Here is a 2,975-nt window from a genome sequence, read left to right as displayed (position 1 = left end):
AGCTGGTGGCGTTCGCCAAGGCCAACCGGCAGGCCGTGCGCGGCCACACCCTCGTCTGGCACAACCAGAACCCGGCGTGGCTGGCGGACGCGTGGGACAGCAGGGGGAGCGCCCCGGCCTCGTACGCGGCCGACGGCACCGCGCCGCGGGTGGGCGCCAGGTCGCGCACCAGCAGCTCGACGAACCCGTCGTCGACCTCCAGCCGGGCCTGCCGGGCGGGCTCGACGATCGCGCGCCTGACCTCGTCGGCGGTCATGGGTCCGACCACCACCTGCGCGTCCTGCAACGGGGTCACCAGCTCGGCGTGGCGCGCCGCTTGCGGGTAGAAATCGGCGCGCAGCCCGATCACGACGAGCGTCGACAGGTCTTCCCGCGCGGCCGCGGTGCAGCGTGCGATGAACTCATGTCGTTCCTCGTCGTCCCCGCACAGCGTGAACAACTCCTCGAACTGGTCCACCACGACCAGCCGAGGGCCTGCGGGCGCCTGGTCGACGAGCGCTTCCCACTGCGCCATGGGTCTCGGACCGGGTGTTATCAGCACTGTCGTCCACTCGCCCGCCAACGGGTGCTCGCCACGCTGGAAGCGGGAGACTAGCCCCGCCCGCAACAGCGAGGACTTCCCCGATCCCGAAGGCCCGACGACGACCGTGCACTCGCCGCGCGGCCATTGGCGAGTGGTCAACGCGACCAACTCCGCGGTGAGCCGCTCCCGCCCGTGGAACCACGCCGCGTGCTCGGGCTGAAAGCTCTCCAAACCCCGGTACGGTGCGGCCGCGCCGACCGGTCGCGGACCAGGCCGTCGCCGGACCCGGTGCAATGCGGTCAGCCACCGGTCCAACTCGTCAGGGTCGGTGACACCGCAAACCTGGACGATCCGGCGCAACACGTGCGGCATGGTGAGCGGCGGCAGGTGACGTCCGCTGAAATAGCCGCCCGCCGTGCTGTAGGGAATTCCGGCCTCCCGTGCGACTTCCCGGACCGTGCGGCCGGCAAGTGCCCTCAGCGCCGTCAACTCGCGCGCGAAGTCGTGTTTCGTCCGCACTTCTGCGGGGCCGGCGATGATCCGATCTCCCTCGGTCTCGTGCTGCACGAGCCCTCCCTGAGGTCCGCCGATCTCGGCGTACGGGGTTGTACGGACATCCCGACCGACCTTGTGCGGAGATTGTCTCGACTGTCGCCCGGAAGCCACAGGGTCATTTGACTCAGAACCGGGCGGCAATTGTGCGGCCTGTCGCCGGAAGACTGGAGGATAGGGTCGATGATCCGACGAATAATCCGCGCGATGTCGAATTCCGGCCGGGCATGTTGGTTTCCCCGATCATCGGTCCACCGGATCATCGCCGTCGTCGACGTCGCCGGGTTCGGCAGCCGCTGTCGCACCAACGCCCAGCAGGTAGCGGTGCGCCGCGGGCTGTACCGGGTGGTTCGGCGTGCGCTGGAACGATCCGGTGTCGGCCGCTCGCGGTACCGCCTGGAGGACCGGGGCGACGGGGTGTTGATCCTGGTGGAGCCGGAGGTGCCGAAGAGCGCGTTCGTGGACTCCGTGCCGCGCGAGATGACCTCGGAGTTGGCCGCGCACAACGACGCCCACCCGGTGCAGGAACGCGTCCGGCTCCGCATGGCGCTGCACGCGGGGGAAGTCCTCTACGACGAACACGGTGTCACCGGCGCGGCGCTTAACCTCACGTTCCGCCTGCTCGACGCGGCACCCGTCCGGGACGCGTTGCGCGTCGCCTCGCGGAAATATGCGCTGGTAACCTCGAATTGGTTCTTCGAGGAGGTTGTCCGGCAGAGCGCGAACGTCGACCCGCGTGATTTCGCGCCAGTGGCCGTGCGGGTCAAGGAAACCGAGACTACCGGCTGGCTGTACACCGAGCCGGTCGAACGCGCCTCGTCGGAAGGGCAGTGCGTGTTGTGCGGCTGCACCCATTCCACCTGATCTTGGCTCACCGGAAACGCGTCCGTCATCGGGCGTACGTCACCGCAGTCGTTGTTCGACGGTGTGCCGCTTGAAAAGTCGTCGCTGCTGGTCAGGCGGCATGTCTGTACTCGTTGATGAGTCCGCCGAGGATGCGGGTGCGAAGCACTCTGCGGGTGTCGAGGTCGTGTGCTGCGGCAGGGTGCTGTAGGGCTTCGGGTGGTAGTTGGTCGTGGGATTGATGGGGTCGGTGTCGGTTGTAGTGGTTTTCGGAGGTTGTGAGGACTTGTCGTGCGTGGCTCTCGTCCGCGATCAGGATGTGGTCGAGGAGTTCGCGTCGGAGTGTGCCGATGGCCCGTTCGCAGTGGGCGTTCATCCGGGGTGCCTGTGGTGCGTTCTTGATTACGTGCAGGTCGTCGGCCTGGAAGACGGCGTCGAACGTCTGGTTGTACTTGCCGTCGCGGTCCGGAGAGGAAGCGCAGGGACTCCGCCCGGTGTCCGAGGTCGGCGGTGAGGTTCCTGGCCTGCTGTGTGGTCCATGTCTGGGTGGGGTGGGCGGTGACCCGGGTGATGTGCAGGTGCCGGGTGTCGTGTTCGAGGATGGCCAGTGCGTACAGGCGCCTGCCGAGCACTGTGTCGAGGTGGAGGAGAAGTCCGCCGCGATGATGCCCTGGGCCTGGATGGTGAGGAACTGCCGCCAGGTCGGGCCGGCGCGGCGTGGTGCAGGGTCGATGCCGGCGTCGTGCAGGATCTGCCAGACGGTCGAGTGGGCGATGTGGTGGCCGAGTCGGGCCAGCTCGCCCTGGATTCGCCGATGACCCCATCGCGGGTTCTCTCCGGCGAGGCGCAATACGAGGGTCTTGACCGCGGCTCGTGTCGGTGGGTGTCCGGTGCGTCGACGTGCGGGGTGGTCCCATTTGCGGGCCACGAGTCTGTGGTGCCAGGCGAGCAGGGTGTCCGGCGTGACCGGGAAGACCTTCCGCCACCGGCGGCGATCCACCAGTCCGGACAGGGCGGCGAACCAGAACCGGTCCGCGGGCTCGTAGCGGACCGGACC

The 2,975-nt window shown here is 68.3% G+C and carries 2 protein-coding genes and 2 pseudogenes; 2 read left to right on the top strand and 2 right to left on the bottom strand.

Annotated features, from left to right (window positions below; genetic code table 11):
- Positions 1–5 precede the first annotated feature (5 nt).
- Positions 6–50, top strand: a pseudogene (locus AB0G02_RS33550) (hypothetical protein); the annotation flags it as partial.
- A gap of 98 nt (positions 51–148) precedes the next feature.
- Here AB0G02_RS33550 and AB0G02_RS33545 read toward each other — a convergent pair.
- Positions 149–1,042, bottom strand: a pseudogene (locus AB0G02_RS33545) (helix-turn-helix domain-containing protein); the annotation flags it as partial.
- 177 nt (positions 1,043–1,219) lie between these two features.
- On the opposite strand from AB0G02_RS33545, the gene AB0G02_RS33540 reads away from it, so the two are divergent.
- Positions 1,220–1,939 carry a hypothetical protein gene (locus AB0G02_RS33540; protein WP_360802389.1) on the top strand — a complete coding sequence of 240 codons (720 nt, stop codon included), beginning with the start codon at positions 1,220–1,222 and terminating at the stop codon, positions 1,937–1,939.
- A 91-nt stretch (positions 1,940–2,030) separates the two neighbouring features.
- Here the strand turns inward: AB0G02_RS33540 and AB0G02_RS33535 are convergent.
- Positions 2,031–2,975: integrase core domain-containing protein (locus tag AB0G02_RS33535; protein WP_360802386.1), on the bottom strand; the 945-nt coding region annotated here is incomplete at its 5' end.

It is taken from the genome of Actinosynnema sp. NPDC023658 (genome assembly GCF_040639995.1).
Classification (GTDB): Bacteria; Actinomycetota; Actinomycetes; order Mycobacteriales; family Pseudonocardiaceae; genus Actinosynnema.
Note: the sequence above shows the minus strand (reverse complement) of the source record. Positions and strands in the feature narration are given on the sequence as shown.